Raw genomic sequence first — 22,394 nt, 5'->3', positions numbered from 1 at the left:
ATTCGGGCTTTTTTGTATTGAAAAAATAATATATTAACCTAAAGTAACTCTTTTGAAACCAGTGATTTCAACGTTGAATCCTTTAACATAATCACCAACTTTTTTACTATCATCTTTGATGAAGTTTTGATCAAGTAGAGCTTTCTCCTGATCTAAAGTAGTGTTGTCAGAAATGAAACGTTGTACTTTTCCTGGAAGAATTTTGTCCCAGATTTGCTCTGGTTTTCCTTCAGCTTTTAATTCTGCTTTAGCATCTTCTTCAGCCTGTTTGATAACTTCGGGAGTTAATTGAGAGAAAGAGATATATTTAGGAACGTTTTTCAAAGTTTTTCCTAAACGTTTAGCTTCTTCATTGTCTTTTTCAATTACAGCAATACGAGCAGCAAGTTCAGATTCAACGAAAGCAGGATCAAAATCTTTGTAAGATAATGTGTCAGCTCCCATAGAAGCAACTTGCATAGAGATGTCTTTAGTTAAGGCTTCTGCGTTAGCAACTGGAGTGGAAATCGCAGTTAAAGCAGCAATTTTATTAACGTGAACATAAGATCCAACGTAAGCACCTTCTAAAATTTCAAAACCACTGATTTCGATTTTTTCACCGATAACACCAGTTTGCTCGATTAATTTCTCAGCAACAGTGATTCCGTTGAAATCAGAAGCTAATAATTCTTCTTTAGAAGAGAAGTTGATAGCTCTTTCAACTAAATCTTTAGCTAAAGCAACAAAAGCTTCATTTTTACCTACGAAGTCAGTCTCACAGTTTAAAGTAATAATAGCTCCTTTTGTATGGTCTGCATTGATAAAAGAAACAGCAGCTCCTTCAGAAGACTCACGGTCAGAACGGTTAGCAGCAACTTTTTGTCCTTTTTCTCTAAGGATTTGTATCGCTTTGTCGAAATCTCCTTCAGCTTCAACTAAAGCTTTTTTACAGTCCATCATTCCGGCACCTGTAGATTGTCTTAATTTATTTACGTCTGCAGCAGTAATTGTTGCCATAATATTTTAAGTTTTAATGTGTTTAAAAGTAAAAAATTCCAGCTTTTAAATCCCAAACTCCAATTTTAATAAATTATCAACATAACGTTTTTAATTTTGTCTTGGATTTTGGAATTTAAAATTTGGAATTTAAAATTTGATTTATTCTTCAGTTTCAGTTGCAGGAGTAGCTTCAGCCTCAACAGCAGGAGCTTCTTCAGTAGCTTCAACTTCTTTTTCAGCACCTCTGTCAGATAGACCTTCGATTACTGCAGTAGTTACTAAAGATAAAATTTTGTCAATTGATTTAGAAGCGTCATCATTTGCAGGAATCACGTAATCAACCTCTCTTGGGTCAGAATTCGTATCAACCATTGCGAAAACTGGAATGTTTAATTTTTGAGCTTCTTTTATTGCGATGTGTTCAGCTTTGATATCAACTACGAACAATGCTGCAGGTAGTCTGGACATATCAGCAATTGAACCTAAGTTTTTCTCTAATTTAGCACGTAGACGATCAACTTGCAAACGCTCTTTTTTAGATAAAGTGTTGAATGTTCCATCTTTCTTCATTTTATCAATAGAAGACATTTTTTTAACTGCCTTTCTGATAGTTACGAAGTTTGTTAGCATTCCGCCTGGCCATCTTTCAGTGATGTAAGGCATGTTTGCAGCTTTTGCTTTATCAGCAACGATGTCTTTTGCTTGTTTTTTGGTAGCTACGAATAAAATTTTTCTACCTGATGCAGCGATTTTTTTCAAAGCTTCGTTAGCTTCTTCAATTTTAGCTGCAGTTTTATATAGATTGATAATGTGAATACCATTACGCTCCATATAAATGTAAGGAGCCATGTTTGGATCCCATTTTCTAGTCATGTGTCCAAAGTGAACACCTGCTTCTAGTAATTCTTTTACTTCTATTTTGTTTGCCATTTTTGTACTAGTTTACGTTCTGTTGATTAGCAATGTATAAATGGCGATTTCTCAGGCTTTATACATTTAGATGCTAAACTATATCCTACCTCAATAGGAGAGCAACAATAACTGTGTTTTTTAATTTCAATAAATAATTGATAATGTCTTGTCCTATCTGAACAAGACAGGTAATATTAACGTTTAGAGAACTGGAATCTCTTACGAGCTTTCTTCTGACCGAATTTCTTACGTTCAACCATTCTTGGGTCTCTTGTTAATAAACCTTCTGGCTTAAGGATAGCTCTGTTTTCAGCGTTAACTTCACACATTACGCGTGCTAATGCCATTCTTACAGCTTCTGCCTGACCAGTTGTACCACCTCCGTAAACGTTTACTTTTACGTCAAAGTTACTAGCGTTTTCTGTCATAGAAAGCGGTTGTAATACTTTGTATTGTAAAGTTGCAGTTGGAAAGTAAGTTGCGAATTCTTTTTTGTTTACAGTGATGTTTCCAGTTCCTTCAGAAACGTAAACACGTGCAACAGCGGTTTTTCTTCTACCGATTTTGTGAATAACTCCCATTACTTAAGATCATTTAGGTTAACAGTTCTAGGTTTTTGAGCTCCGTGTTTGTGCTCAGATCCTACAACAACATTTAGATTTCTAAAAAGTTCAGCACCTAATTTGTTTTTAGGTAACATACCTTTTACCGCTTTTTCTACTAATAATGCAGGGTTTTTAGCTTGCAATACTTTAGCAGTTAAAGTTCTTTGTCCTCCTGGGTAACCTGTATGACGCATGTAAATTTTGTCATTCATTTTTGTACCTGTAAGGTTAATTTTTTCTGAGTTGATAACAATTACGTTATCCCCACAGTCAACGTGCGGCGTATAACTTGGTTTGTACTTACCTCTTAAGATCATCGCAACCTTTGAAGCAAGACGTCCTAAGTTATGACCCTCAGCGTCAACAACAATCCACTCTTTAGTTACAGTGGCTTTGTTTGCTGAAACTGTTTTGTAGCTTAATGCGTCCATAATATTATTTTAATTAAACATTCCATCCCCAATAAAGGGGATGCAAAAGTACAATTAATTATTTTAAAACCAAATACCTGAAAAGAATATTTTAAATACTGAAAATCAGGCTGTCAGTTTAGGAATTAAATCTCTTAAAATTTAGTTTACGTTATTATGAAGGGAAAACTAAAAATATTTTATAAAAATTTAAGGTTGTATATTTTGTTTTGAAATGAATCAGGGAGTTTAAATACTGGCAGGTGTTTTTTGTTTTGTTTTAGGTAATTCTGCTATATTTGTATTAATTACATAAAAAATTCAATTGGATGAAAGCTAAAGCAACTCTAAAACAAATTGCGAAAGAACTTGGTGTGTCTGTTTCTACTGTGTCTAAGGCATTGAACGATAGTCCTGAAATTAGTGAACAAACCAAGGTGAAGATTAAAGAGTATGCAAAACTCAAAAATTATAAGCCAAATGTTATTGGTCTGAATTTAAAAAATAGAAAAACCAAAACAATTGGTGTAATTATACCTAATATATTAAATTCTTTTTTCGCAAAAGTTTTTAGCGGTATCGAAAAAGTGGCCGATAAAAAAGGATATAATGTAATTACTTGTATTTCGAATGAATCTTTACAGAAAGAAATTCATACTCTCGAAATGTTGAGTAACGGAACTATAGATGGTTTCATTCTTTCGGTTTCTCAAGAGGCTCAAAAATTGGAAGATTATGCTCATTTTACAGAAATTATAAATGACGGAACTCCAATTGTGATGTTTGACAGAATTGCTTATGGAGTTGAATGTGATAAAGTGGTGGTTGATGATTTTGATTCGGCTTTAAATTCGACGCAGCATTTGATTAATTTGGGATGTAAAAATATTGCCTTAATTTCCTCAGTAGATAATTTAAGTGTTGGAAAACTAAGAGCTGATGGATATTTGAAAGCTTTAAAGGATAATAATATTCCGATAAATGAAAAGATAATTCTTCGTACTAATTCAGAAGATGAGATGAAAAGTAAAATAGAGGCACTTTTCGATCACAAAATTGATGGCATTTTTGCTTTAGATGAAAATGACTCCGTAGCTGCTTTAAGAGTAAGTCTTAAAAAGGGATATAAAGTCCCTGAAGATATTTCGATTATTGGTTTTGCAGATGGAATTTTAGCATCAAGACGTTTATCGCCAAGTCTGACTACTGTCAGTCAGCACGGAATCGAAATTGGTGAAGTTGCAGCCAAACGATTGATTTCAAGATTGGAAGAAAAGGAGGGGGAGACTTCTGATTACGAAACAATTATAATTAAGACAAAGCTAAAAGAACGGGAGTCAACGAGAAAATCTAAATAAAAAAAGAAATCCATTTTAATATAAGGTGGATTTCTTTTTTTAGTATTTTTTTTCAAATTTTAAATGTTATAACGGGTCTGGAAGCATGATTTACCAATCCTTCACTGATACTGCCATTAAAAAAATGAGCAAAACCAGTTCTCCCATGAGTACACATTCCAATAATATCAGCGTTTATACTGTTTGAGAAATTAATAATTCCTTTTTCTATATTGGTGTCGTTGTAAATGTGTGTCGAATAATTTGTCAGGCTAAATTGATTTACAAAATCTTTCATTGCTTTTTCAACAATATGAGTTGGTTTAAAACTGTTTGGTGTGCAAATTGTAACCAAATGTATTTTTGAATCAAAGAATTGTGTGAAGTTTAATAGTTTTTCAAAGGGTTTTTTAGATTCTTCTGTAAAATCAGAAGCAAAAACTATAGTAGATGCGTTAAAATTTAAAATGTCTTTTTTGATAACCAAAACTGGAATATCTGAATTTCTAACAACTTTTTCGGTATTAGATCCAATTAATAACTCTTCAACACCAGAGGAACCATGAGACCCCATTATAATTAAGTCAATATTGTTTTCTTTGCTGACCTGCGAAATTCCGTGGATTATTTTGTCTATTTTTAAAATTTCAGTCACGGAGATGTCTTGTAGATACGGTTTTTCGGTAGCTTTGTCGAGCATTTCATTGGCTTTTTTCATAAATAGCATGGTTTCCGGGATACTCGCACCACCTGTAATGGCATCATTCATTTGGCTGGGTAATTCCAGCATGTGAAGCAGGATGATCTCTGAATTGTGTTTACGGGCTATTTGTGCTGCTACTTTTAAAGCGTCTTCAGCGTGTTCTGAGAAGTCAGTAGGGACTAAAATTCGTTTCATAATTTTTTGAGGTTAAATTATTGAATAAGGCATTATTTTAATGCTCTCATAAAGATAAGAAATATTATAGAGCAATCTAATGATTTGATTTATAAAAAAAACACTATATTTGCACCGTTATTTATTAAAATCTAAATAATGAGGGGACTAATTGTCCCCTCTTTTTATAAAATTATGACATTTAAAGAGAAAGTAAACACATTAATTACAGAAGCGCTTTTAGAAAGGCCTTCAATCTTTTTGATTGATTTGAGTATTTCTGATTCTTTTAAAATTAGCGTGGGTTTAGATGGGGATAATGGAGTGGCGCTTCAGGATTGTATTGATATTAGTCGTGCAATTGAGAATAATCTGGATCGTGAAGAACAGGATTTCTCTCTTGAAGTTGCATCTGTTGGGGTAGGTTCACCACTTAAATTTACAAGACAATACAAAAAAAATATTGGTAGAACATTGATTGTTACTACAAATAGTGAAAAAATTGAAGCAGAATTGGTAGAAGCTAATGATGTTTTTATAATTTTGTCTTGGGAAGCAAGAGAACCGAAGAAAATAGGAAAAGGAAAGGAAACAGTTCAAAAAAGGCAACAAATACCTTATACAGAAATTAAAGAGGCAATTGTTACAGTAATATTTTAATTTAAAGAATTCGCATGGAAAATTTAGCATTAATCGATTCATTTTCAGAGTTTAAAGATAATAAACTTATTGATCGTGTAACGCTTATGGCAATTTTAGAGGACGTGTTTAGAAATGCATTGAAAAAAAAATACGGTTCAGATGATAACTTCGACATTATTATAAATCCTGATAAAGGAGATATGGAGATATGGAGAAGAAGAGTGATTGTTGCTGATGAGGATCTTGATTTTGAAAATGAGGAAATTACGCTTACTGAAGCAAGAAAAATTGAAGCGGATTTTGAAATTGGGGAAGAAGTTTCTGAAGAAGTAAAATTAATTGATTTAGGAAGAAGGGCTATTTTGGCGTTACGTCAAAATTTAATATCTAAAATTCACGAACACGATAATACAAATCTTTATAAACAATTTAAAGATATTATTGGGGATATTTATACTGCTGAGGTGCACCATGTAAGACCAAGAGTTGTAATTTTGGTAGATGATGAAGGAAATGAGATTGTGCTTCCGAAAGAGAAACAAATTCCATCTGACTTTTTCCGAAAAGGAGATAATGTTAGAGGGATTATTGAAAGCGTTGAATTGAAGGGAAATAAGCCTCAGATTATTATGTCTAGAACTTCTGAGAAGTTTTTAGAGAAATTATTTGAACAGGAAATCCCTGAAGTATTCGATGGTTTAATCACGGTTAAAAATGTAGTGCGTATTCCTGGCGAAAAAGCAAAAGTTGCTGTAGATTCTTATGATGACAGAATAGATCCTGTTGGAGCTTGTGTTGGTATGAAAGGGTCTCGTATTCACGGAATTGTTCGTGAGTTAGGAAATGAAAATATCGACGTAATCAATTATACAAATAATATTCAATTGTTTATTACAAGAGCCTTAAGTCCTGCTAAAGTTTCGTCAGTTAAAATTGATGAGGAAAATAAAAGAGCTGAAGTTTTTTTGAAATTAGAAGAAGTTTCTAAAGCAATTGGTAGAGGAGGTCATAATATTAAATTAGCTGGGCAGTTAACGGGTTATGAGTTGGATGTAATTCGGGAAGGCGATATTGCTGGTGCAATTGCAGATGAAGATGATGTTGAATTAACAGAGTTTTCAGATGAAATTGAAGATTGGGTAATTGAAGAGTTTGCCAAAATAGGTCTGGATACTGCAAAAAGTATCCTGAGTCAGGAAGTAGAAGATTTAGTAAGAAGAACTGATTTAGAAGAGGAAACAATTCTGGATGTTATGAAAATACTAAAAGAAGAGTTTGATAACTAGTTTTATCTACTCTAACAACACAACGAAAAAGGTAATAATAAAAAGGTTATATGTCTGAAGAGAGAGTAATAAGAATAAACAAGGTTTTAAGGGAATTAAATATTTCGTTAGAAAGAGCTGTTGATTATCTAAAAGATAAGGGAATTGCTATTGATGCAAATCCGAACGCTAAAATTTCTGATACTGAATTTAATATCCTTCAAAGACAATTTGCGGGCGATAAGGGGAATAAGGAAGCTTCCAAAGAAGTAGGGGAAGAAAAAAGAAAGGAAAAAGAGGCATTGCGTGTTGAGCGTGAAAAGGAAATTGAAGACAAACGCAGACAGGATGAGGAACGTCAAAAACAACAGGAAATTATAAAAGCTAAGGCTGTTGTGACCGGACCTGTTCAGGTAGGTAAGATTGATTTAAATCCTAAAAAGACGGTTGTTTCTACTATTTCAAAAGAACCGGTTAAAGCTGAGGAACCAAAAGTTGTTGCTCAGAAAGAAGTTGAAAAACCAATTGAAAAAGAAGATGGTAAAACTGATTCTCTTGCAACTCCAGACAAAGTAGAGCCTATTATTACTGAGAAAAAAGAAATAAAAGCTGAAACTTCTAAAACAGCAAAAGATCTGGTTGTTTCAACTAATCCTGAAACTGCAGAAGAAATTATCACTACACAATATCAAAAATTATCTGGAACGACTCTTACAGGTCAGACAATTGATTTATCTCAATTTGATAAGCCTAAGAAAAAGAAAGAAGATCCAAAGATAACACCAAATAAGCAGGGGACTACTGGGGCTAATAATAATGCTAACAAAAATAAGCGTAAAAGAATTGCTCCAAAGCCTGGTGCAGCGGGGACTACAAAAACATCGACAGGTAGTAATGCTCAAGGATCAACAAATCCTAATAAAATTACACCAAACACAGGTAATGCTGGCTTTAATGCTAATAGAAGTGCAAAACCTGGTTTTGTTAAAGGAAATCGTCCGGCTATAGTAGCTAAGGTAGAGCCTACCGAGGAGGAAGTGAAAAACCAAATTAGAGAGACTCTTGAAAAGCTGCAAGGTAAAGGCGGAAAATCAAAAGCGGCTAAATACAGAAGAGACAAAAGAGATACGCATCGTCAGAAATCTGATGAGGAGCAAAGAGCGCTTGATGAAGGAAGTAAGACTATTAAAGTGACTGAATTTGTTACTGTTGGTGAAATTGCTATCATGATGGATGTGCCAATTACTAAAGTTATCGGAACTTGTATGTCTCTTGGTATAATGGTTACCATGAACCAGCGTTTAGATGCGGAAACTTTAACTATAGTAGCTGACGAGTTTGGTTATGAAGTTGAGTTTATTACAGTAGATATCGAAGAAGCTATTGAGGTAGTTGAAGATAAAGAAGAAGATTTAGTGGTTAGAGCACCTATTGTTACTGTAATGGGTCACGTAGATCACGGTAAAACATCTTTGCTGGATTATATTCGTAAAGAAAATGTTATTGCAGGGGAGTCCGGAGGTATTACGCAGCACATTGGGGCTTACGGAGTAACTTTAGATAATGGTCAAAAAATAGCATTCTTGGATACTCCTGGTCACGAGGCATTTACTGCAATGCGTGCACGTGGAGCTCAGGTTACAGATATCGCAATTATTGTAGTAGCTGCCGATGATGATATCATGCCGCAAACAAAAGAAGCAATCTCTCACGCACAAGCTGCAGGGGTTCCAATTATATTCGCTATCAACAAAATTGATAAACCAAATGCTAATGTTGAGAAAATCAAAGAGCGTCTGGCATCTATGAATTTGCTTGTTGAAGATTGGGGTGGAAAAATCCAATCACATGATATTTCTGCTAAAGTAGGAACAGGAGTAAAGGAATTGCTGGAAAAAGTATTGTTGGAAGCTGAGATTCTTGATTTAAAAGCTAATCCAAATAAGGCTGCTCAGGGAACTGTTGTAGAAGCTTTTCTGGATAAAGGAAAAGGATATGTTTCTACAATATTAGTGCAGCAAGGGACTCTTAAAATTGGAGATTATATGTTGGCTGGTAAGCATCATGGTAAAATTAAAGCCATGCATGATGAACGCGGACATAATGTGAAAGAGGCTGGTCCATCGACTCCGGTATCTGTTTTAGGTCTTGATGGAGCTGCTACAGCTGGAGATAAATTCAATGTGTTTGAAGACGAAAAAGAAGCAAAACAAATTGCATCTAAGCGTTCTCAGTTAATGAGAGAGCAGTCAGTACGTACACAAAGACATATTACGCTTGATGAAATCGGACGTCGTATTGCGCTTGGTCAGTTTAAAGAATTAAATGTTATTCTTAAAGGAGACGTTGACGGATCTGTTGAGGCTTTGTCTGACTCCTTCTCTAAACTTTCTACAGAAGAAGTTCAGATTAATATTATACACAAGGGAGTTGGTGCGATTACAGAAACTGACGTGAATCTGGCTTCTGCTTCGGATGCTATTATTATCGGATTTAATGTTCGCCCAGCTGGAAATGCCAGACAGCTTGCAGATAAAGAAGAAATTGATATTCGTTATTACTCTATTATCTATGCTGCTATCGATGACCTGAAAGATGCTATGGAAGGAATGTTGGCTCCTGAAATGAAAGAAGAAATTCTTGGTACAGCAGAAATTCGTGAGATTTTCAAAATTTCTAAAGTAGGTTCTATTGCTGGTTGTATGGTAACTGATGGCAAAATTTTAAGGGCTTCAAAAATTAGAGTTATCAGAGAAGGTGTTGTGGTTCATACAGGAGAACTTGTAGCATTGAAACGTTTTAAAGATGATGTTAAGGAAGTGACAAAAGGATATGATTGCGGTATTCAGATTAAAGGTTTTAATGATATCGAAGAAAGAGATGTTATTGAAGCATATCATGAGGTTGCAATTAAAAAGAAATTGAAATAATATGTAAAATAAAAAAGTCCTGATTTAATCAGGACTTTTTATTTTACATGATTGTAATGTAAAAAGATAGATGTTGTGTATATTATTATGTTTGGTGCTTAAAAGCTCCTTAAAATTGATAATACAACAGTTTTTTATGTTAGGAGTAACTTTTTGTTTTTAGGATAAGACAAAATAAGTGGCTTAGTGTTCGTTTTGTGTAAACTTTATTTGCTTGGCTTAATAAGGAATACACTTTTGTATCTCTTTCTAATTTCTTCTAAATTTCGTTCTGCTTCAATTCTTGTTTTGAAATTCCCGACTACTACTTTATAGTTTGGAGTATTAAAAATTATAGTTCCATCAATGTTGTTGAACTCCCTTTTGAAAGCAGATAAAGTCTTTTTTGCTTCATCACTTTTGCCGCTGAAAATTTGAATTTTGTAAGTCTCATTTGTATTAATTGACGTGTTAATTTTACGTTTATCATTTAGTAATTGTTCAAATTTAGGATCTTGATTCAAACTAATGTTTTGGTCCTGAGCATTAATATTGTAGGTTAAAGTAAGCATGGGTAATAGTAATAAAATCTTTTTTGAAGGGCTTAAAATTCTCATAATGTGATGGTTTTTATGCAAAAATAAGGTTTAAAGTTTATATGTGGAGTGTTTGAGTTATTTAGAATTAATATAAATTGATATTTAAGACTATTTTAAGGTTTTGAGAATAGTACTTAAATTGTATTTTTGTGCAGGTTTTAAAAAAGCGGTATTAGATTTAACTGATTAATTACAGAAAAAATCATACCAAAAAATTAGTAGATAATTTTATACTATATGAAAAAGGTGGGTAACCATAATTCGATCTCAAGAAAATTGATGCTTAGCTTGTCGCTATCGCTGATTTTCTCCCTAACTTCATTTGCTCAAGATCCTGCTGCAGCTCCTGCGGCGACTGAAGCTGCTGCTGCTCCGGCTGCCGCATCTGGTGGTGATCCGGTAAAAGGGAAAGAACTTTTTAATGCAAATTGCGCTGCATGTCACAAATTAGATGCTAAATCAACTGGTCCTGCCTTAAGAGGGGTTGCTGATAAGCATGATAAAGCTTGGATTTACAAGTGGGTGCATAACAGTTCTGACATGATTAAGTCAGGTGATCCTGTTGCTGTTAAACTTTTTGAGGAAAATAACAAAGCTGTTATGACTTCGTTTCCTCAATTGTCTGAAGGAGATATTGATAATATTTTAGCTTATACTTCTCAGCCTAAAGCAGAACCGGCTCCAGTTGCTGGAGGTTCTGCTACACCACCCGGTACTAACGTCGAAAGCGGTGCTATTTCAAATAATATCATTTTAGGTGCTCTTGCTCTTGTGATGGCTATTTTAGTTGTGATGTTGTTTATGGTAAACAAAGTATTAACTAAAGTGGCAAACAAAAACGGTATTGAGGTTGCTCCTAAAGAAGCGAGACTTCCAATCTGGAAAGCTTTCGCTAAAAACCAATTCTTGGTTTTAGTAACTGCAATTTTCTTGCTTTTGGCTAGTGGTTATTTTGTTTATGGGTACTTAATGCAGGTGGGTGTAGATCAGAATTATGAACCAATTCAGCCGATTCATTACTCTCATAAAATTCACGCTGGTGATAACGAGATTAATTGTAAATATTGCCACTCTGCTGCTCGTGTAAGTAAAAATGCTGGTATTCCTTCGTTAAATGTTTGTATGAACTGTCATAAAAACATCTCAGAGGTTGCTGAAACTACAGCTACTGCTGAATACAGCAAAGCATTCTACGATGCACAGATTCAAAAATTATATGATGCTGTTGGATGGGATAAGACTAAACAAGCTTATACTGGAAAAACACAGCCTGTAAAATGGGTTCGTATCCATAACTTGCCTGATTTTGTTTACTTTAATCACTCTCAACACGTGTCTGTTGCAGGTGTTGAATGTCAAACATGTCACGGACCAGTGCAAGAGTTTGAAATCATGAAGCAGTACTCTAAATTAACAATGGGATGGTGTGTTGATTGCCATAGAAAAACTGATGTTAAGATGGAAGGTAATGCTTACTATGACAAAATTCATGCTGAACTTTCTAAAAAATACGGTGTAGAGAAATTAACTGCAGCGCAAATGGGAGGTTTAGAGTGTGGTAAATGCCACTATTAGTCGATTTATTAAGATTTTAATATATATATACAATGTCATCAAACAAAAAATACTGGAAAAGTGTTGAAGAGCTAGAAAACAGCTCTATTGTTGAGGCGCTTAGAAATAACGAATTTGTTGAAGAAATTCCTACTGATGAGTTTTTGGGTAATGCTGAGGCTTTATCTACATCTGGGACTTCACGTCGTGACTTTTTAAAGTACGTAGGGTTTAGTACAGCGGCTGTAACATTAGCTGCTTGCGAAGGTCCTGTTCACAAGTCCATCCCTTATGTATTACAACCAGAGCAAATCATTCCTGGTGTTGCAGATTATTATGCAACGACAGTTTTTGATGGTTTTGATTTTGCAAATCTTTTGGTGAAAACTCGTGAGGGTCGTCCAATTAAAATTGAAAACAATACAATTGCTGGTGCTAAATTTGCAGCGAACGCAAGAATTCATGCTTCTATTTTAGGATTATATGATAGTACGCGTTTGAAAGAGCCTAAAGTGGATGGTAAAGATTCTACTTGGTCAGCAGTTGATTTAAAAATTAAATCAAGTTTAGCAGATGCTAAAGTAAAAGGTGGACAAGTAGTATTGTTAACAAATACTTTAGCAAGTCCTTCTACAGAGAAATTAATTGCTGAGTTTATTGCAAAAAATCCAAACGCTAAGCACGTTGTATATGATGCGGTTTCATCATCAGAAGCTTTAGATGCTTTTGAAGCTGTTTATGGACAGAGAGCTTTAGTTGATTACGATTTTTCTAAATCTAATTTAATTGTATCTGTTGGAGCTGATTTCTTAGGAGACTGGCAAGGTGGAGGATATGATACTGGATATGCACAAGGACGTATTCCTCAGAACGGAAAAATGTCTCGTCACTTCCAATTCGAATCAAATATGACATTGTCTGGAGCAGCTGCTGATAAGCGTGTTCCAATGACTGTAGCTGTTCAAAAGCAAGCTTTAGTTCAAATTTACAATATTATTACAGGTGCGTCTGTTCCTGTAGCTTTAGATGAAAAAGTTAAAGTTGAAGTGGTTAAGGCTGCTCAGCAACTTAAAGCTGCTGGTTCAAAAGGAGTTTTAGTAACTGGAATTGAGGATAAAAATGCTCAATTATTAGTCTTAGCTATCAACCAAGTGTTGGCTAGTGAAGCTTTTACTACTGCTGGAGCCAGACAGATTAGAAAAGGTTCTAATGCTGCGGTTGCACAGTTGGTTAAAGATTTGAACGCAGGAAGTATTCATACTTTAATTATGAGTGGTGTTAATCCTGTTTATACTTTAGCTGATTCAGCTTCTTTCGTATCTGGATTGAAAAAGGTTAAAACTTCTGTTGCTTTTTCATTAAAAGAAGATGAAACTGCTTCCATTGTCTCAATAGCTGCTCCAGCTCCTCACTACTTAGAATCTTGGGGAGATCTTGAGTTGACAAGTGGAACTTATAGTTTAACCCAACCAACAATCCGTCCTATTTTTAATACAAAACAATTTCAGGATGTTTTATTGTCAGTAAATGGTACAGCAGGCACTTTTTATGACTATTTAAAAGCTAATTCTGCAGCTTATACAGCAGGTGCTTCTTGGAATAAAGTATTACATGATGGTGTAGCTGTTCTTGGGGCTTCAGCTTTATCCGGAGCAGCTACTGACGCTGCTACTGCTGCAAATGCTGTTGCAAGATCTAAATCTGCTGGTGATTTTGAATTAGTTTTATACACTAAAACAGGATTAGGAGATGGACAACACGCTAATAACCCATGGTTACAAGAGTTTCCAGATCCAATTACAAGAGTTTCTTGGGATAACTATGTTACAGTATCTAATGCAGATGCCAAAAAACTTGGTTTATCAAATGAAATTGTTGCAAACGGAGGTTTAAACGGAAGTTACGCTACAATTACTGTTGATGGAGTTAAATTAGAAAACGTTCCAGTTATCGTTCAGCCAGGACAAGCAGTTGGAACTGTAGGTCTTGCTCTTGGATACGGACGTAAAGCAGCACTAAAAGAAGAAATGCAAGTAGGTGTAAATGCTTACTCTTTATATAAAGGTTTTAATAATGTTCAATCTGTTTCTATCGCTAAGGCAGATGGAGTTCATGAGTTTGCTTGTGTTCAAGGTCAGAAAACTTTAATGGGTAGAGGAGATATTATTAAAGAAACTACTTTAGAAATATTTAATACTAAAGATGCTGAACATTGGAATGAAAAACCAATGGTATCTTTAGATCATCAGGAAGTTGAGGCTACAACTGTAGATCTTTGGGAATCATTTGATCGTACAACTGGTCATCATTTCAATCTTTCAATTGACTTGAATGCTTGTACTGGATGTGGAGCTTGCGTTATTGCTTGTCATGCTGAAAACAACGTTCCTGTTGTAGGTAAAGCAGAGGTAAGAAGAAGCCGTGATATGCACTGGTTACGTATTGATAGATACTATTCTTCTGAAAGTACTTTTGAAGGAGATAATGAAAGAAAAGAAGGAATTGCTGGTTTATCTAGTTCATTATCTACATTTAATGAAATGGAGAAAGCTGGAGATAATCCTCAAGTTGCTTTCCAACCCGTAATGTGTCAGCACTGTAATCACGCACCTTGTGAAACAGTTTGTCCTGTTGCTGCAACTTCTCACGGTCGTGAAGGCCAAAATCATATGGCTTACAACAGATGTGTTGGGACTCGTTACTGTGCTAACAACTGTCCATATAAAGTACGTCGTTTTAACTGGTTCTTGTACAACAAAAATAGCGAGTTCGATTATCATATGAACAATGATTTAGGGCGTATGGTATTAAATCCTGATGTTAACGTACGTTCTCGTGGTGTTATGGAAAAATGTTCTATGTGTATCCAAATGACACAAGCTACTAAATTAAAAGCTAAAAACGAAGGACGTTCAGTTAGAGATGGAGAATTCCAAACAGCTTGTTCTAGTGCTTGTTCTTCAGGAGCGATGATATTTGGTGATGTAAATGATAAAGAAAGTAAAGTTGCTAAACTAGTAGCTGACGAAAGATCATATCACTTATTAGAACATGTAGGTACAAAACCTAATGTGGTTTACCATGTTAAAGTTAGAAATACTTAGAAAAATTATTAATTAAGAAACAATATAAAGGATTATGTCGTCTCACTACGAAGCACCCATTAGAAAACCTTTAGTTATAGGTGATAAATCATATCACGATGTAACTGTAGATGTAGCCGCACCTGTTGAGGGGCCTGCAAACAAGCAATGGTGGATTGTATTTTCAATCGCATTAATAGCCTTCCTTTGGGGGTTAGGTTGTATAATTTACACCGTATCTACCGGTATCGGAACATGGGGATTAAATAAAACAGTTGGCTGGGCTTGGGATATTACTAACTTCGTTTGGTGGGTTGGTATTGGTCATGCCGGAACATTAATTTCTGCGGTATTATTACTTTTCCGTCAGCGTTGGAGAATGGCTATTAACCGTTCTGCGGAAGCAATGACTATCTTTTCAGTAGTTCAGGCAGGTTTATTTCCAATTATTCACATGGGACGTCCATGGTTAGCATACTGGGTATTACCTATACCAAATCAATTTGGATCTTTATGGGTAAACTTTAACTCACCATTGCTTTGGGATGTATTCGCAATTTCAACTTATCTTTCGGTATCATTAGTTTTCTGGTGGACTGGTTTATTACCTGACTTTGCAATGCTTCGTGACAGAGCTATAACTCCATTTAACAAAAGAGTTTATTCTATCTTAAGTTTTGGATGGAGTGGTAGAGCAAAAGACTGGCAGCGATTCGAAGAAGTATCTTTAGTATTAGCTGGTTTAGCTACTCCACTTGTACTTTCTGTGCATACGATTGTATCTATGGACTTTGCTACTTCTGTAATTCCAGGATGGCATACAACAATTTTCCCTCCATACTTCGTTGCTGGAGCGGTTTTCTCTGGATTTGCGATGGTAAATACATTGTTGATCGTTATGAGAAAAGTTTCTAATCTTGAAGCATACATCACATTACAGCATATTGAATTAATGAATATCATTATCATGATTACTGGATCTATTGTTGGTGTGGCTTATATCACTGAGTTATTTGTAGCTTGGTATTCAGGTGTAGAATATGAACAATATGCATTCTTAAACAGGGCTACCGGACCTTACTGGTGGGCATATTGGGCGATGATGACTTGTAATGTTTTTTCTCCTCAGTTTATGTGGTTCAAAAAGCTAAGAACAAGTATCATGTTTTCATTTGTTATTTCGATTGTAGTAAATATCGGGATGTGGTTTGAAAGATTTGTAATTATTGTTACTTCTTTGCATAGAGATTATCTTCCATCTTCTTGGACAATGTTTTCACCAACATTTGTAGATATTGGAATTTTTATTGGAACAATTGGTTTCTTCTTTGTATTGTTTTTATTATACTCTAGAACATTCCCTGTAATTGCTCAGGCAGAGGTTAAGACAATTTTAAAAGGAACAGGAGATAATTACGTAAGAGAAAGAGCAAATAGTAAAGATTCACATCATGAGTAATAAAGTAATATACGCCATTTATAATGACGATGACGTTTTGATGGATGCAGTAAAGAAAACTAGAGCTGCACATCATCATATTGAAGAGGTTTTTACTCCATTCCCAGTTCACGGATTGGATAAAGCAATGGGATTAGCGCCAACTAGATTAGCAATATGTGCTTTCTTATACGGATGTGTTGGTATTTCAGTTGCTACAACAATGATGAGTTATATCATGATTCATGATTGGCCTCAAGATATTGGAGGTAAGCCAAGTTTCAGTTTTATTCAAAATATGCCATCTTTTGTGCCAATTATGTTCGAGATGACAGTATTTTTTGCTGCTCACTTAATGGTTATTACTTTTTACATGAGAAGTAGATTATGGCCATTTAAAGAAGCTGAAAATCCAGATGTAAGAACAACAGATGACCATTTCTTAATGGAAGTTGCTGTAAATAATAACGAGGCAGAACTTGTTTCTTTTTTTGAAGGTACAGGAGCTGTTGAAGTTAAAGTAATTGAAAAGAATTAATTGTAGCTATGAAAAGGATATATAAAATAACACTTTTAGTTGGTATAACTATTTTAGTTTCATCTTGCCACAATAATTCGGCACCAAACTATCAGTATTTCCCCAATATGTATGAGTCTGTGGCATATGAGACCTATGCAGAGTCAAAAGTATTTAAAGGAGGAAAAGAAGGACAACTTCCTGTAGAAGGGACTATTAACAGAGGTTTTGAACCTTATGAGTATGAAAATTCAACGGCAGGATATGAATTGGCTAAAGCTAATTTAAGATCACCTTTAACTGAAGAAGAAAAAAACTCTGGAAAAGGAAAAGAACTTTTCGAAATTTACTGTATCAGTTGCCATGGTGCTACTGGAAATGGTAAAGGTAAATTGGTTGAAAGAGAAAAATTTCTTGGGGTACCTAGCTATAAAGACAGAGAAATCACTGAAGGAAGTATTTTTCACGTTGAAACTTATGGTTTAAATGCAATGGGTTCACATGCAAATCAATTAAGTGCCCACGAACGTTGGTTAGTTGCTGACTATGTTCTAAAACTAAAAAGCCAATTATAATTGTTGAACAAACTGATCGTAATAGATATGTACACATTTTCAAGTAAATTAAAAACTTTTTCTATCATTCTAATGGCCGTTGGTATATTAGGGATTGGATATGGTTTTTTAAACGCTCCTAAAAATATTGAAGAGGTAGAAACTCTTCTTAAAAAAGAAGCATCAGAGCACGGTGGAGGACATCATGAAGCTACTGCAGTAAATCATGATGAAAAAGCTGAAGCTACTCATGAAGAAAAAACAGAAGAAGTTGCTCACCATGAAGTAGCTCAAGAAACACATGCACAGGTTGCGGTAAATACAGACTCAGCTGTTGCAAATGCAGATACTGTTCACGAAGTAAAAACTGAAGTGGCTCATGAAACTGCAGTTGTTAATCATGAAGTAAAAGCAGAAAAGCACGAAGAAGTTTCTCATGAACAAGATCATAAAGCTCATGCTGAACACGTTTTCCACCAATTGCAAAACAAACCTTGGTCAGCTTTATATGTTGCTTGTATTTTCTTCTTATTGCTTTCTATGGGAGTTTTAGCATTTTATGCTATTCAACAAGTAGCTCAGGCTGGTTGGTCTCCTGTATTGTTTAGAGTTATGCAGGGAATCACAGCTTATTTACCGGCTGGATCGATAATATTCTTTATTATTTTGGTTCTTTGTGGTTTTCACTTTAATCATATATTTGTTTGGCTAGGCGAAGGTGTTACCGATCCTCAAAGTCCAAATTATGACGCTATCATTGCTGGAAAATCTGGATATTTAAATTTTCCTTTTTGGATTGCAAGAGCTTTTATCTTTTTATTAGGGTGGAATTTATACCGTATTTATTCTAGAAAAAACTGTTTGGCTCAGGATGAAGCTAATGATGATTTATTTTACAAAAAGAATTTTAAGTTATCTGCCGGTTTCTTAGTATTCTTTATTGTTTCTGAGTCTATCATGGCTTGGGACTGGATTATGTCTTTCGATCCGCACTGGTTTAGTACATTGTTTGGATGGTATGTGTTTGCCTCTTTCTTTGTAAGTGGTATTACAACAATTGCATTGGTTACTGTTTATTTAAAATCTAAGGGATATTTAGAGTATGTAAATACAAGCCATATTCATGACTTAGCTAAATTTATGTTTGGTATAAGTGTATTTTGGACTTATTTATGGTTCTCTCAATTTATGCTGATTTGGTACGCAAATATTCCTGAAGAGGTAACTTATTTCGTAACAAGAATTCAATTATATAATCTGCCTTTCTTTGGAGCTGTTGTTATGAACTTTGTTTTCCCATTATTAATATTAATCAATACAGATTTCAAACGTCTCAACTGGGTAATTGTAATGGCCGGAGTAGTGATCTTATTAGGACATTACGTTGACTTCTTTAATATGATTATGCCAGGTACAGTTGGTGACAGATGGTTTATTGGAGTTTCTGAAATTGCATCTATTCTTTTCTTCTTAGGTTTATTTATTTTCGTAGTGTTTACTGCATTGAGTAAATCTCCTCTGTTAGCAAAAAGAAATCCTTTCATAGAAGAAAGTAAACATTTTCATTATTAATATTTAAAGAAGTAAACAGATGACAAGTTTGTTGGTAATTATAGTTTTAGTTTTATTAGCAGTTGCATTATGGCAATTGACCAGGATTTTCGATCTTACTCAGGTTGGAGCTTCTTCGGACGATTCTCAGGTAGCGTCTGATAATGATAATAATATTCAGGGATATATCATGTTTGGCTTCTTGGCTTTCATCTATATCTTCACGATTTACGGTTTACTAAAATGGGGTAATTTAGCACTTCATACCCCTGCTTCTGAGCATGGTCTTTTAGTAGATAATTTAATGAATATTACCTGGGTGTTAATTTTTACTGTCCAAGTTATTACTCAGGGTTTATTATATTGGTTTTCTTTTAAATATAAAGGGAATAAAGATAAAAAAGCTTTGTTTTTTGCTGATAGTAACAAATTAGAAGCAATTTGGAGTATCATTCCTTCTGTTGTTTTAGCAATCTTGATCCTTTACGGATTGTATGCATGGAATAACATTATGTTTGTTGACAAAGATGAAGATGTTGTCGAAATTGAATTATATGCTCAACAATTTAAATGGACAGCTAGATATGCAGGCAAGGATAATGTTTTAGGTAAAGCAAATGTTCGTTTAATTGAAGGTGTTAATACTTTAGGGGTTGATATGTCTGATCCTAATGCTCAGGATGATATTGTAGTAACTGAATTGCATATTCCAAAAGGGAAAAAGGTTCATTTTAAAATGCGTTCTCAGGATGTTTTACATTCTGCTTATTTTCCTCACTTTAGAGCACAAATGAACTGTGTTCCAGGAATGGTTACTGAATTTGCTTTTATTCCAACTTATACTACTGCAGAATATAGAGAGTTGCCTTTTATGGTTGAAAAAGTAGCTCGTATCAATAAAATCAGAAATGAAAAAAGTACTGAATTAGTAGCAAAAGGAGGTACTGCTTTAGATCCATATACATTCGATTACTTATTGTTATGTAATAAAATTTGTGGAGCTTCACACTACAATATGCAAATGAAAGTTGTGGTGGATTCTCCTGAAGATTATAAAAAGTGGTTAAGTGAAAAAACAACTTTAGCTCAGGATATTAAAGCTGCAGCAGCTGCTGAGAAACCAGCTGAAGGAGCTGAATCAACTATAGATACTACTTCAAAAGTAAAAGATACTGTAAAAGCGGTTATTGATACTGTTAAAGCAGCTGTAGCAAAGGTTGCGGTTAAATAATATTATTAAGAAAATTTAAAGTACACAAATATGTCAGCAGAAGCGCACGCTCACGATCACGGACACGATCACGAGCACGAACATCATCATAAAGACACGTTCATTACTAAATATATTTTTAGTATTGATCACAAAATGATCGCTAAGCAATACTTGATTACAGGTATTATTATGGGGATTATTGGAATTGTAATGTCTTTACTTTTCAGAATGCAATTAGCTTGGCCTGAAGAGTCTTTTAAAATATTTAATGTTTTATTGGGAGATAAATTTGCACCTGATGGTGTTATGGCTAATGATATTTATTTGGCCTTAGTTACAATTCATGGTACGATCATGGTATTCTTCGTATTGACGGCTGGTTTGAGTGGGACATTTAGTAATTTACTTATTCCGCTTCAAATTGGTGCAAGAGATATGGCTTCAGGATTTATGAATATGATTTCATATTGGCTGTTTTTCTTATCTGCTGTAGTAATGTTATGCTCTTTATTTGTTGAGGCAGGTCCAGCTTCTGCAGGTTGGACTATTTATCCTCCATTAAGTGCTTTACCTCAAGCCATTCCAGGATCTGGGGCAGGTATGACTTTATGGCTCGTTTCAATGGCTATATTTATCGCATCTTCATTAATGGGATCTTTAAATTACATTGTAACTGTAATCAATTTAAGAACTAAAGGAATGTCCATGACAAGACTTCCTCTTACTATCTGGACTTTTTTCGTAACTGCTATTATTGGAGTTATTTCGTTTCCGGTATTATTATCAGCAGCTTTACTATTGATTTTTGATAGAAGTTTTGGTACTTCATTCTTCTTGTCAGATATTTATATTGCCGGAGAGGTTTTACACTACCAAGGTGGTTCTCCAGTATTGTTTGAGCATTTGTTTTGGTTTTTAGGTCACCCTGAGGTTTATATCGTAATTTTGCCAGCAATGGGTCTTGTTTCTGAAATTATGGCTACGAACTCTCGTAAACCAATCTTCGGATACAGAGCGATGATTATGTCTGTTCTTGCAATTGCATTTTTATCAACTATTGTTTGGGGGCATCATATGTTCCTTTCAGGTATGAATCCTTTCTTAGGTTCTGTATTTACATTTACAACATTATTGATTGCAATTCCATCTGCAGTAAAAGCATTTAACTGGATTACAACTTTGTGGAAAGGGAACTTACAATTTAATCCTGCAATGTTGTTCTCAATTGGAATGGTTTCTACTTTCATCACTGGAGGTTTAACTGGAATAATTTTAGGAGATAGTACTTTGGATATCAACGTTCACGATACATATTTCGTAATTGCTCACTTTCACTTAGTAATGGGTATTTCTGCACTTTACGGAATGTTTGCTGGTATTTACCACTGGTTTCCTAAAATGTACGGAAGAATGTTGAATAAAAACTTAGGTTATATTCACTTTTGGGTAACAGCAGTTTGTGCTTACGGAGTATTTTTCCCAATGCACTTTATTGGATTAGCTGGTTTACCAAGACGTTACTATACAAACACGAACTTCCCTTTATTTGATGATTTACAAAATGTGAATGTTTTGATCACAACATTTGCTCTTGTAGGGGGGGCGTTCCAATTAGTATTCTTATATAACTTCTTTAGTAGTATTTTCTACGGTAAGAAAGCAGTTCAGAATCCATGGAAATCTACAACATTAGAGTGGACAACTCCAGTTGAACATATTCACGGTAACTGGCCAGGAGAAATCCCTCACGTATATCGTTGGCCGTATGACTACAGTAACCCTAATCATGATGTAGATTTTGTTCCTCAAAATGTACCAATGAAAGAAGGTGAAGAAGTTTTACACCATTAGAAATAAATCAAAGGCTGTCAGAAATGATAGCCTTTTTAGTTTAGTTAAAGTTTTAATCGTTCAGTTTAACTATTTTACAAACTGATTAGTTTATATATC

General features: G+C 34.6%; 18 protein-coding genes. 12 read left to right on the top strand and 6 right to left on the bottom strand.

The features are described from left to right. Positions 1 to 33: 33 nt before the first annotated feature. The 4 genes from tsf to rplM form a co-directional block, all read right to left on the bottom strand. Entirely contained in the window at positions 34 to 996 is a 963-nt protein-coding gene (gene tsf, locus ACNC7R_RS18870; RefSeq protein ID WP_417942580.1) for a translation elongation factor Ts, read from the bottom strand. A gap of 141 nt (positions 997 to 1,137) precedes the next feature. Then, the gene (gene rpsB, locus ACNC7R_RS18865; RefSeq protein WP_417942579.1) at positions 1,138 to 1,908 is read right to left on the bottom strand and encodes a 30S ribosomal protein S2; all 771 of its coding nucleotides are present in this window, start codon (positions 1,906 to 1,908) and stop codon (positions 1,138 to 1,140) included. Positions 1,909 to 2,084: 176 nt separating this feature from the next. Further along, positions 2,085 to 2,471, bottom strand: coding sequence for a 30S ribosomal protein S9 (rpsI, locus tag ACNC7R_RS18860; RefSeq protein ID WP_008466792.1), 387 nt, complete (start codon positions 2,469 to 2,471; stop codon positions 2,085 to 2,087). Then, positions 2,471 to 2,926 (bottom strand): 50S ribosomal protein L13, encoded by a 456-nt coding sequence (gene rplM / locus ACNC7R_RS18855; protein ID WP_132990829.1) that lies wholly within the window; start codon positions 2,924 to 2,926, stop codon positions 2,471 to 2,473. Before rplM ends, rpsI begins: the two co-directional genes overlap by 1 nt. A 308-nt stretch (positions 2,927 to 3,234) precedes the next feature. Between rplM and ACNC7R_RS18850 the strand changes: the two genes are divergently transcribed. Further along, a complete protein-coding gene (locus tag ACNC7R_RS18850) occupies positions 3,235 to 4,263 on the top strand; it encodes a LacI family DNA-binding transcriptional regulator (protein WP_417942578.1) in 1,029 nt (342 codons plus the stop codon). 52 nt (positions 4,264 to 4,315) lie between these two features. On the opposite strand, the gene ACNC7R_RS18845 is transcribed toward ACNC7R_RS18850, so the two are convergent. Then, positions 4,316 to 5,140 (bottom strand): universal stress protein, encoded by an 825-nt coding sequence (locus ACNC7R_RS18845; protein WP_417942577.1) that lies wholly within the window; start codon positions 5,138 to 5,140, stop codon positions 4,316 to 4,318. 174 nt (positions 5,141 to 5,314) lie between these two features. On the opposite strand from ACNC7R_RS18845, the gene rimP reads away from it, so the two are divergent. The 3 genes from rimP to infB are packed head-to-tail and all read left to right on the top strand — an operon-like array spanning position 5,315 to position 9,956. Then, a complete protein-coding gene (rimP, locus tag ACNC7R_RS18840) occupies positions 5,315 to 5,779 on the top strand; it encodes a ribosome assembly cofactor RimP (protein WP_417942576.1) in 465 nt (154 codons plus the stop codon). A gap of 14 nt (positions 5,780 to 5,793) precedes the next feature. Next, positions 5,794 to 7,047 carry a transcription termination factor NusA gene (gene nusA / locus ACNC7R_RS18835; RefSeq protein ID WP_417942575.1) on the top strand — a complete coding sequence of 418 codons (1,254 nt, stop codon included), beginning with the start codon at positions 5,794 to 5,796 and terminating at the stop codon, positions 7,045 to 7,047. Positions 7,048 to 7,097: 50 nt separating this feature from the next. Beyond that, the gene (gene infB, locus ACNC7R_RS18830) at positions 7,098 to 9,956 is read left to right on the top strand and encodes a translation initiation factor IF-2 (protein WP_417942574.1); all 2,859 of its coding nucleotides are present in this window, start codon (positions 7,098 to 7,100) and stop codon (positions 9,954 to 9,956) included. Between the two features lie 206 nt (positions 9,957 to 10,162). Here the strand turns inward: infB and ACNC7R_RS18825 are convergent, their stop codons facing one another. Then, positions 10,163 to 10,552, bottom strand: a complete 390-nt coding sequence (locus tag ACNC7R_RS18825; RefSeq protein ID WP_417942573.1) for an SPOR domain-containing protein — start codon at positions 10,550 to 10,552, stop codon at positions 10,163 to 10,165. A 219-nt stretch (positions 10,553 to 10,771) separates the two neighbouring features. Here ACNC7R_RS18825 and ACNC7R_RS18820 point away from each other — a divergent pair, with 219 nt between their 5' ends. Genes ACNC7R_RS18820 through ACNC7R_RS18785 form a run of 8 tightly spaced genes read left to right on the top strand, consistent with a single transcriptional unit; the run spans position 10,772 to position 22,295 of the window. After that, the gene (locus tag ACNC7R_RS18820; protein ID WP_417942572.1) at positions 10,772 to 12,109 is read left to right on the top strand and encodes a c-type cytochrome; all 1,338 of its coding nucleotides are present in this window, start codon (positions 10,772 to 10,774) and stop codon (positions 12,107 to 12,109) included. A gap of 32 nt (positions 12,110 to 12,141) precedes the next feature. Beyond that, positions 12,142 to 15,192, top strand: coding sequence for a TAT-variant-translocated molybdopterin oxidoreductase (locus ACNC7R_RS18815; protein ID WP_417942571.1), 3,051 nt, complete (start codon positions 12,142 to 12,144; stop codon positions 15,190 to 15,192). A gap of 34 nt (positions 15,193 to 15,226) precedes the next feature. Continuing rightward, positions 15,227 to 16,630: an NrfD/PsrC family molybdoenzyme membrane anchor subunit gene (gene nrfD, locus ACNC7R_RS18810; RefSeq protein WP_417942570.1), complete on the top strand. Its 1,404-nt coding sequence runs from the start codon at positions 15,227 to 15,229 to the stop codon at positions 16,628 to 16,630. After that, a complete protein-coding gene (locus ACNC7R_RS18805; protein ID WP_417942569.1) occupies positions 16,623 to 17,147 on the top strand; it encodes a DUF3341 domain-containing protein in 525 nt (174 codons plus the stop codon). The genes nrfD and ACNC7R_RS18805 overlap by 8 nt, the downstream gene beginning before the upstream one ends. 8 nt (positions 17,148 to 17,155) lie before the next feature. Beyond that, a complete protein-coding gene (locus ACNC7R_RS18800; protein WP_417942568.1) occupies positions 17,156 to 17,701 on the top strand; it encodes a cytochrome c in 546 nt (181 codons plus the stop codon). Between the two features lie 27 nt (positions 17,702 to 17,728). Then, on the top strand, positions 17,729 to 19,252 hold the full coding sequence (locus ACNC7R_RS18795; RefSeq protein WP_417942567.1) for a quinol:cytochrome C oxidoreductase: 1,524 nt from the start codon (positions 17,729 to 17,731) through the stop codon (positions 19,250 to 19,252). Positions 19,253 to 19,271: 19 nt separating this feature from the next. Next, on the top strand, positions 19,272 to 20,462 hold the full coding sequence (locus ACNC7R_RS18790) for a cytochrome c oxidase subunit II (RefSeq protein WP_417942566.1): 1,191 nt from the start codon (positions 19,272 to 19,274) through the stop codon (positions 20,460 to 20,462). A 30-nt stretch (positions 20,463 to 20,492) separates the two neighbouring features. Next, the gene (locus ACNC7R_RS18785) at positions 20,493 to 22,295 is read left to right on the top strand and encodes a cytochrome c oxidase subunit I (protein ID WP_417942565.1); all 1,803 of its coding nucleotides are present in this window, start codon (positions 20,493 to 20,495) and stop codon (positions 22,293 to 22,295) included. The last annotated feature ends 99 nt before the right edge of the window (positions 22,296 to 22,394 follow it).

Origin of the sequence: Flavobacterium adiutor (assembly GCF_048282555.1) — a bacterium.
Taxonomy (GTDB): Bacteria; Bacteroidota; Bacteroidia; order Flavobacteriales; family Flavobacteriaceae; genus Flavobacterium.
Note: the sequence above shows the minus strand (reverse complement) of the source record. Positions and strands in the feature narration are given on the sequence as shown.

Excerpts from the sequence above, each read along its gene's own strand:
- tsf (WP_417942580.1), bottom strand. The coding sequence starts at position 996 with ATGGCAACAATTACTGCTGCAGACGTAAATAAATTAAGACAATCTACA.
- rpsB (WP_417942579.1), bottom strand. The coding sequence starts at position 1,908 with ATGGCAAACAAAATAGAAGTAAAAGAATTACTAGAAGCAGGTGTTCAC.
- rpsI (WP_008466792.1), bottom strand. The coding sequence starts at position 2,471 with ATGGGAGTTATTCACAAAATCGGTAGAAGAAAAACCGCTGTTGCACGT.
- rplM (WP_132990829.1), bottom strand. The coding sequence starts at position 2,926 with ATGGACGCATTAAGCTACAAAACAGTTTCAGCAAACAAAGCCACTGTA.
- ACNC7R_RS18850 (WP_417942578.1), top strand. The coding sequence starts at position 3,235 with ATGAAAGCTAAAGCAACTCTAAAACAAATTGCGAAAGAACTTGGTGTG.
- ACNC7R_RS18845 (WP_417942577.1), bottom strand. The coding sequence starts at position 5,140 with ATGAAACGAATTTTAGTCCCTACTGACTTCTCAGAACACGCTGAAGAC.
- rimP (WP_417942576.1), top strand. The coding sequence starts at position 5,315 with ATGACATTTAAAGAGAAAGTAAACACATTAATTACAGAAGCGCTTTTA.
- nusA (WP_417942575.1), top strand. The coding sequence starts at position 5,794 with ATGGAAAATTTAGCATTAATCGATTCATTTTCAGAGTTTAAAGATAAT.
- infB (WP_417942574.1), top strand. The coding sequence starts at position 7,098 with ATGTCTGAAGAGAGAGTAATAAGAATAAACAAGGTTTTAAGGGAATTA.
- ACNC7R_RS18825 (WP_417942573.1), bottom strand. The coding sequence starts at position 10,552 with ATGAGAATTTTAAGCCCTTCAAAAAAGATTTTATTACTATTACCCATG.
- ACNC7R_RS18820 (WP_417942572.1), top strand. The coding sequence starts at position 10,772 with ATGAAAAAGGTGGGTAACCATAATTCGATCTCAAGAAAATTGATGCTT.
- ACNC7R_RS18815 (WP_417942571.1), top strand. The coding sequence starts at position 12,142 with ATGTCATCAAACAAAAAATACTGGAAAAGTGTTGAAGAGCTAGAAAAC.
- nrfD (WP_417942570.1), top strand. The coding sequence starts at position 15,227 with ATGTCGTCTCACTACGAAGCACCCATTAGAAAACCTTTAGTTATAGGT.
- ACNC7R_RS18805 (WP_417942569.1), top strand. The coding sequence starts at position 16,623 with ATGAGTAATAAAGTAATATACGCCATTTATAATGACGATGACGTTTTG.
- ACNC7R_RS18800 (WP_417942568.1), top strand. The coding sequence starts at position 17,156 with ATGAAAAGGATATATAAAATAACACTTTTAGTTGGTATAACTATTTTA.
- ACNC7R_RS18795 (WP_417942567.1), top strand. The coding sequence starts at position 17,729 with ATGTACACATTTTCAAGTAAATTAAAAACTTTTTCTATCATTCTAATG.
- ACNC7R_RS18790 (WP_417942566.1), top strand. The coding sequence starts at position 19,272 with ATGACAAGTTTGTTGGTAATTATAGTTTTAGTTTTATTAGCAGTTGCA.
- ACNC7R_RS18785 (WP_417942565.1), top strand. The coding sequence starts at position 20,493 with ATGTCAGCAGAAGCGCACGCTCACGATCACGGACACGATCACGAGCAC.